This is a genomic window from Syntrophomonas wolfei subsp. methylbutyratica, assembly GCF_001570625.1.
Lineage (GTDB): Bacteria > Bacillota > Syntrophomonadia > Syntrophomonadales > Syntrophomonadaceae > Syntrophomonas > Syntrophomonas methylbutyratica.
On sequence record NZ_BBQT01000037.1, the window covers coordinates 1 to 6,743 of the forward strand.

At 41.2% G+C, this 6,743-nt stretch carries 6 protein-coding genes; 2 read left to right on the top strand and 4 right to left on the bottom strand.

What is annotated here, in order from left to right; all coding sequences use genetic code 11:
- Positions 1-111: 111 nt before the first annotated feature.
- The gene (locus AWB54_RS14740) at positions 112-441 is read left to right on the top strand and encodes a general secretion pathway protein (RefSeq protein ID WP_235811206.1); all 330 of its coding nucleotides are present in this window, start codon (positions 112-114) and stop codon (positions 439-441) included.
- A 138-nt stretch (positions 442-579) separates the two neighbouring features.
- Here AWB54_RS14740 and AWB54_RS14745 read toward each other — a convergent pair whose 3' ends face one another.
- A complete protein-coding gene (locus AWB54_RS14745) occupies positions 580-891 on the bottom strand; it encodes a hypothetical protein (protein ID WP_061215361.1) in 312 nt (103 codons plus the stop codon).
- A gap of 717 nt (positions 892-1,608) precedes the next feature.
- The gene (locus AWB54_RS14750) at positions 1,609-2,988 is read right to left on the bottom strand and encodes a sigma-54 interaction domain-containing protein (RefSeq protein WP_394326500.1); all 1,380 of its coding nucleotides are present in this window, start codon (positions 2,986-2,988) and stop codon (positions 1,609-1,611) included.
- A 291-nt stretch (positions 2,989-3,279) separates the two neighbouring features.
- On the opposite strand from AWB54_RS14750, the gene AWB54_RS14755 reads away from it, so the two are divergent.
- A complete protein-coding gene (locus tag AWB54_RS14755; protein ID WP_061215362.1) occupies positions 3,280-3,567 on the top strand; it encodes a hypothetical protein in 288 nt (95 codons plus the stop codon).
- A 213-nt stretch (positions 3,568-3,780) separates the two neighbouring features.
- On the opposite strand, the gene AWB54_RS14760 is transcribed toward AWB54_RS14755, so the two are convergent.
- Together AWB54_RS14760 and AWB54_RS14765 are read right to left on the bottom strand one after the other, a co-directional pair.
- Positions 3,781-4,164 carry a hypothetical protein gene (locus tag AWB54_RS14760; protein ID WP_061215363.1) on the bottom strand — a complete coding sequence of 128 codons (384 nt, stop codon included), beginning with the start codon at positions 4,162-4,164 and terminating at the stop codon, positions 3,781-3,783.
- 351 nt (positions 4,165-4,515) lie between these two features.
- The gene (locus tag AWB54_RS14765; RefSeq protein ID WP_061215364.1) at positions 4,516-5,295 is read right to left on the bottom strand and encodes an enoyl-CoA hydratase/isomerase family protein; all 780 of its coding nucleotides are present in this window, start codon (positions 5,293-5,295) and stop codon (positions 4,516-4,518) included.
- Positions 5,296-6,743 lie beyond the last annotated feature (1,448 nt).

The window sequence follows — 6,743 nt, forward strand, 5'->3', positions numbered from 1 at the left end:
ACGCGATGCCATTCCTATACAGATAGTTTTGTCATCAGAAATTATCCGAGGAGTCTAAAGCAGATTCCTCGGAGTTACAACACTTCAGAAGAATTATGGTGGATAAAATAATTGCTGGGATATGGACAAAACGAACTCTGGGAACGGCTTAAACTCCAATCCTACGCAGCAATCAGGCAGCGCATTGATTTGCAATGCAAGTTGCCCTACCTGGACCGGGCAGAAGTAGGGGAATATATTAAAACACACTTGGCTTATTCCGGTGCCGACCATGATATTTTTTCAGATAATGCTATAGATGAGATATTTAAGTTTTCGAGTGGAGCTGCCAGAATGGTCAACAAGGTTTGTACCCATTGTCTGATATACGGAGCACAAAATAATCGAAATATTATTGATGACCACATGGTGAAGTTTGTTGTTCAGGGGGAATTGAGTTAGTTCTCCCTGCCCCCTACGGGGCTAATTTTCTCGGTCACTACGTCCGTCAGCTTTTGGACATTTAACACCGTCTATCGCTGGACATTATGGGGTGGCAGTAACAATCAGTTTTTGCTTGTATGTTGTCGATTCTGGTATTCAATATACTATTGATAGATGGAATATTTTCTTGTTCCCGCATCTTCCATTTATATGGTATAAAGTTGAAATGTTTTTTTTCGAATTTGATATCATGGCAGCATATTGGTATGCATCCGGATCATAAAGAATATAAACGTTATTTAACTTATCCCTACGCCTAGCTAGAGCGAAATCAAGTTCATTGGTATGACATACTCCGAAAGCATAACGGACAATACTTCCTTCTTTTATGCATTTAACCGCTTCATCTGCAAATGTAAATTTCCTGTCATAGTCTTTTAAATAGTTTAGAGCAATCTTCAATTCCATAGAATTCACTCCTTTATTAAAGAAACTGGAAGAAGTCAGACTGCCAAGTCCCTGATAAAGGCTAAATCTTCGCAGTAGTAAGATTAATCAGCTTTGAAATTCACCAAACTTAGACTAATTGATTGTCTCGCAATAAACATGCCAAAGACCCAATAAAACAAAGATAACCAATTTCTTGGGTTTTTGGCACAGATACCGTTATCTCATTGGTTAAATCAATCACAATGGCTTTTTATCAACTAATTTCGAAAAAAAACTTAATGAAAATAATATAAAGTCAATGGTCGGTACTCGAAATTTTACCTAAAAATAAAAAACCTGTCGAAACAGGTTCTTCAGGATTAAACTAAGATGTCACTGCAAAAGTTATAAATATGCATTAGCTTGTATAAATATGCCGCTCGCAGTCTTCGCATGGGCAACACCTGCGGCTTGTCTCGTGGCTCAAGGGGTGCCGCGCTAATCTCCCATCCTGATCACTCAACCTTAATAGTGACACCCGCAGGGTGGAACACCAGGAGTACCCGCAGGGTGATAGCGCTCTCGCGACGTCCTGTCGCTCGCCCCCTGTCGCCTGCTCGCCTTCGCCGGGTGTTGCATCCATGCTTCGCCAACGTTCGCTTTGTATATTTATGCAACCCTTATGCAACAAGAGGTTTTTTGCAGTAGAATCAACCAAGTTTTTTTGTTAATATCTGACCCTTCTTTCCCTATCGCTTAAGCATCATCGGGTTGAAGTCCATATTGTTTTATTTTCTTATAAAGCGAGGATAAATCAACATCTAAAATACTAGCGGTCTTTCTTTTATTGTAATTCGTTTCTTCAAGAACTTTCGAAAGAATTTGCTTTTCATAGCATCTTAACTGCATTTTTAGAGTTTTGGTAGAAGAAAGGCTTAGGTTTACATTATCCAAGTTAATCTTCAAGAAATAAAGGTGCTTGGCGTTAATTATATTATAATTGCCCATATCGGCGAGTAGCATGGCTCTTTGTAACGCATTAACCAACTCTCTAATATTTCCTGGCCAATTATATTTACTGAGCAAATCTAGTGCTTCATCCGACATGCTTACAACGTTTGTTTTTAAATCAATATTTAATTTCGTTATAAGATAATTAACCAGCAGGGGAATATCTTCTATACGGTTTCTTAACGGAGGAATGTCCAGAGTAAGTACGTTCAATCTGTAATAAAGATCCTCTCTGAATTTCTGCTGAGTAATCATTTCTTCCAAATTCCGATTTGTAGCAGCGATGATCCTAACATTTACTCTAATTGGGTGATTGCTGCCTAATCGCTCAAATTCCTTTTCTTGTAAAAATACCAGCAGCTTGCTTTGCATGGAAGTAGACATCTCACCAATCTCATCAAGAAAAATAGTTCCCCCGTTGGCCAGTTCGAACTTTCCGGGATTTCCCCCTTTTCTCGAGCCGGTAAACGCACCTTCTTCATAACCGAAAAGTTCGGCTTCCAACAGGTTCTCCGGTATGGCCGCGCAATTGACCCTTATGAAAGGCATTCTCGAACGGCTGCTAGCTTTATGAATCGCATGGGCGAATAGCTCTTTCCCGGTTCCGCTCTCGCCGGTAACTAATACGGTGATGGAGGGATGAAGTGCTGCCTTTTGAGCCATGAATTTCATATCTTGAATGTTTCTGGCTTGACCAATAATTTCAGAAAAGCCATGACGGGCGGAATACAGGTTGCGAACTTCATCCCTATACATATTCAGCTCGGACATGAGATTATTTACGAGATCTTTGGCATCCCAAATATCCATAAACAGACTGTAAGCAAAGCAAGCCACTACTTTGCCGTCTTTTATTATGGGTAATGCGCATGCAATCATATTGTAGCCGTTTACTGACCAGTTATAGCCTACGATAGCTTTACCGGTTCTAAGCACGGTAAGAGTACGAGATTCTGGAGTAATATCGCCAACATTTTTACCTACGACCTCTTCTTTTTTTTTCCCTAGAACGTCTAGATAAGTTTTATTGATAAATACGACTGTTCCGTTATTACATACAATTATTGCCGTCATAGCGCTGGTATCCAACAAATCGCTTACTAATAAATCTGGAATCAAAACCACCCCCCCTCCATCCGTATCACCAAGTCCCACTGATACATTTTTTATCAACCACAACACTGGAAGCTAAATGCAATATTCTATATTGAAGTATTGGTGCCAGCCTTTAGTTGAGTTGGTTATGGGTTATGGTTTTAAAATAATAGATGAATCATCTGATATTTTCTTATCTTTTATGATTATATTCTATTCCAGTAATCATCTTAAGACAATTCATATGGTGTTCAAAACCCACCATTATACTAGGAGCTTGCCCCAAAACCCCTTTAGCACGGCGCAAAACATAACATTCTGTTGCTAATAGGGGCTAATATACACGAAAACAAAATCAAGATTTTCGACTACCCACAGTTTGCCAATGCCTTGAGAAAGGAGATCCGCTCCCATGCGGAGGCAATCGCCGCTGCAAAACTGTCCCGGCAAGGTGTCAATTACGAGTTGAGAGAGAATGCCTTCTTGAAGATCGATAACTGGGAACAGGCTCAAAGTTTATCGGACAGCATCCGGGTGGAAGACCTGCACCAGGTGCTAGATATTCTGGCCTCACGATACGTCCCGTTTCTGCAAAGGTACGGGTTTTAATCTATAGATGGAGCATCATGCAGGCGGAATACGCCACTGATATTGTTTTCAAGAAACAGGCCGATCTCGGGCTGCTCTATGAAACATTGGTGCGCACCGCCGTCCACTCCGTGAAACCGGAGGACATCGCCTCATTCCTGGGGCAGAAGCTCCACTGGAACTACCAGGGCGAAATGGGCAACAACTTCAACACACGCATTCGCAGTACGAGAATTAAGCACCAGATGGGTGCGGTCTCAATACCGGCGCTACCTGGAGTTTATCTCTACCTTTGACGATCCCAGCGACGGTATTAAGAAGCTTGCCAAAATCTCCGATCCCGTCATGAAGGATGAGAGAAGCTACAAAGGCTTCAATTCCTTCAGCCATGCCGACCGTAAGCTTTTTGAAGTCCTGGCCCGGGGAGAGTTTAACATCCAGGGTTTTCAAAACAAGATGATCCGCAAATTTATCCCCGACTTGAGCCCGGCTTCCATCTCCAGGATCTTGAAGCGCCTTTTGCTTCACGGCCTGATCAAAAAAGTTGCGCATACCCACAAATACTATCTTACGAAACTCGGGAAAGCCGTCATCACTACAGGACTTAAATTTTATCATCCCCAGTCAGGCTGGAATAGAAGTTTCTGTTGCTTAATTTTCTTTCCAGTTTGCAAAGATCTTTAGGATTAAGGGCCTAAGCCGAAAAGTTTTGTAATGGGGGTGCCTAAAGTTAGGTGCACCTTCTTTGGCAACCCCATTACTACAAGTAAAGGGGGATTATACTAATTCTTGAAATAATCAAGGTTAGTTTTATTTTGCCATTCTGATTGAGATCTCCATTCAAAGCAATTCAGTTTTTTATAACCTAAGCCAAAAAGTTTTGTAATGAGGGTGCCTAAAGAGGTACAGCTTCTTTGGCAACTCCATTACCACAATAAAAAAGAATTAGATTAGAAGAGGTACTTGAAACTATCGGCTTTTATAGACCGGGTTCCTTTTTTCTAAGAAGGCCTTCATGCCTTCTTTCTGATCCTCGGTTGAAAAAAGTGCTGCCCAAGTCTTTATTTCATAACTCAAAGCCGAAGATAAATCTACGCTCAAACCATAATTAACACACCTTTTAGCAGCTTTCATAGCTAATGGCGATTTAACCGCCATTATATTTGCGATTTTTTTAGCTTCATCCATGAGCTGTTCTTTTGGAACGACTTTGGTAATAAAACCAATTTTTAAAGCAGTATCAGCACTAATTGGCAACCCGGTCATGACCATATATTTTGCCCAACCCGGTCCTACCGTACGGGTTAGCCGTTGGGTTCCACCAGCGCCTGGAATGATTCCCAGATTTATTTCAGGTTGTCCAATTGATGAGCCCTCAGCAGCAATACGTATATCACATGCTAAAGCCAGTTCGCTACCCCCACCCAAAGCCAACCCGCTTATTGCTGCTATGACAGGTTTGTCGAGACGGTCAATCTTATCGAATGCCACTCTAATTGCCTCAACAAATTTTTCGGCCTGCAAAGAATCTGCATTGGCCATAAAAGCTATATCTCCTCCTGCCGCAAATGCCCTCTCTCCTCCAGTTATTATGACAGCTTGCACTTCGTTGTCAGAGCCAATATCATCCATTAAAATAGTTAACTCGTTTATTAGTTCATCATTTAAAGCATTTAATGCCTTCGGTCGATTTAGAGTAATAATTCCAACACCCGCATCTTTTTCATACAATATAGTTTTTAATTCCATAGCTTTAACCCCCTCATTATTAATGTAAGCACTCAGGTAATTGAGAAAAACTCTTCTTGTTAATTGAGAAAGCAAAAACTATGCCAATATTTTATTATATAACAAAAGTCCGAAATTCCGGCGTTCAGGTCGGATCGATCTTTTTATTTTTGGGTTATATATATGGTTTTTAAACCAATAAAATGGGAAAAAAACAAAAAGGCAAGTATTAAGCATTACTGCAAAGATATGTCAGCCTTTCCGCAGACAGTGCTGACGCATGATTTTTTTTAAAAAACAGCTATCCCGGAATTGCTGGATCAGTTAATTTATCGAGGGTTGCATTGTTACAATTGATGCGATGGGTCTGCAGAAAAAAATCGTAAAAAAGATAGTAAATGACAATAAAGTGATGAATGGGATTTAATCCATGAATGGGCAAGTGCTCCGTCAAGCATAAATGGTTAAAGAGATATATTGCTTTAGAAAACGGAGTGCCAAAAACTGAAGACAACCCGGAATCGTCTCTCCGGATTTAATGAAATAGGATAAAGAGAGCCAAAGACTTCTTTATCACCAAGCATGTGATACTCGTTAACATATTGTCGCCAACACTTCATGTCCTTACCCGCTCTAGCAATTTCTAAATGAACCGGCTCTATTTCTCCTTTAAATTACAGCTAATCGGAGGGCCAATCTGAATTTCGGCCATTTTTAGTTTCGAAGGGCTGCGTTGTTTTGCAACATTTGAAGGGGGGAGTTCAATGAGTCCTGATTCTTCTAACAATTCTAAAAATGCCCTACATTGATGTGTTTTTGCTCTCCCCGCAGGTGTAGTCCATTCTAGAAACTCACAAACGGTTGTTGCTAATTCTTCCCTTGATAGTTGTGGAGATTTTTCCCTCGTCCACAGTATGAGGTCTATTTCTCCAGATGTAAAATTTCTGCCAGAATAAACCTTGTGATCGTCTTGTCCATGGTAGCCTCACCTACCTTTTCAAGACTATCATAGAAGGTTTCTTTATTTTGGTCCAGCCCTACTTTGCGAAAAAGTTTTTTGAAATAACTTTACATCCCTGTTTTCATGCCGTTCTGAAGTTCATGCTTCAACTCTGCTCCCTCTCCCTTAAATCTTTTAATTTTATTACTGACTCTACTGCAAAAACCCCTTTTGTTGCATGAGGGTTGCATAAATATACAAAGCGAGCGTTGGCGAAGCATGGATGCAACACCCGGCGAAGGCGAGCAGGCGAAAGGGGGCGAGCGACAGGACGTCGCGAGAGCGCTATCACCCTGCGGGTACTCCTGGTGTTCCACCCTGCGGGTGTCACTATTAAGGTTGTGACCAGGATGGGAGATTAGCGCGGCACCCCTTGAGCCACGAGACAAGCCGCAGGTGTTGCCCATGCGAAGACTGCGAGCGGTATATTTATGCAAGCTAATGCATATTTATAACTTTTTGCAGTGAC